Origin of the sequence: Microvirga aerilata (genome assembly GCF_016743775.1) — a bacterium.
GTDB classification, from domain to species: Bacteria; Pseudomonadota; Alphaproteobacteria; order Rhizobiales; family Beijerinckiaceae; genus Microvirga; species Microvirga aerilata.
On the sequence record NZ_JAEQMY010000362.1, the window covers coordinates 1 to 614 of the forward strand.

1 protein-coding gene is annotated in these 614 nt (G+C 66.9%); it reads left to right on the forward strand.

Annotated features, from left to right (window positions below):
• Positions 1-614, forward strand: a 614-nt coding sequence (locus tag JKG68_RS32830; protein ID WP_202066664.1) for a GTP 3',8-cyclase MoaA, incomplete at both ends; no start/stop codon positions are given.

The window sequence follows — 614 nt, forward strand, 5'->3', positions numbered from 1 at the left end:
GGCCGGGCGATCACCTATCTGCGCGTCTCGGTGACGGACCGCTGCGACTTCCGCTGCGTCTATTGCATGTCCGAGGACATGGCCTTCCTGCCAAAGCGCGACCTGCTCACCCTGGAGGAGCTCGACCGCATCTGCTCGGTCTTCGTCGGGCACGGCGTGCGCAAGCTGCGCATCACCGGTGGCGAGCCCCTGGTGCGGCGGAACATCATGAAGCTGTTCGGCTCCTTGTCCCGCCACCTGGAGACCGGTGCGCTCGACGAGCTCACCGTCACCACCAACGGCTCACAGCTCGCCCGCTACGCCACGGAGCTTGCCGCCTGCGGCGTGAAGCGGATCAACGTGTCCATCGACACCCTCGACCCGGACAAATTCCGCCGCATCACCCGCTGGGGCGATCTCGCCAAGGTGCTGCACGGGCTCGATGCCGCGCAGGCGGCGGGCCTCCAGGTGAAGATCAACGCCGTGGCGCTGAAAGCCGTGAACGAGGACGAGATCGAATCCCTGCTCGCCTGGGCGCATGGGCGGGGCATGGACCTGACCCTCATCGAGGTGATGCCCCTGGGCGAGATCGACGGGCAGCGCATCGATCAGTTCCTGCCCCTCTCCCTGGTTCG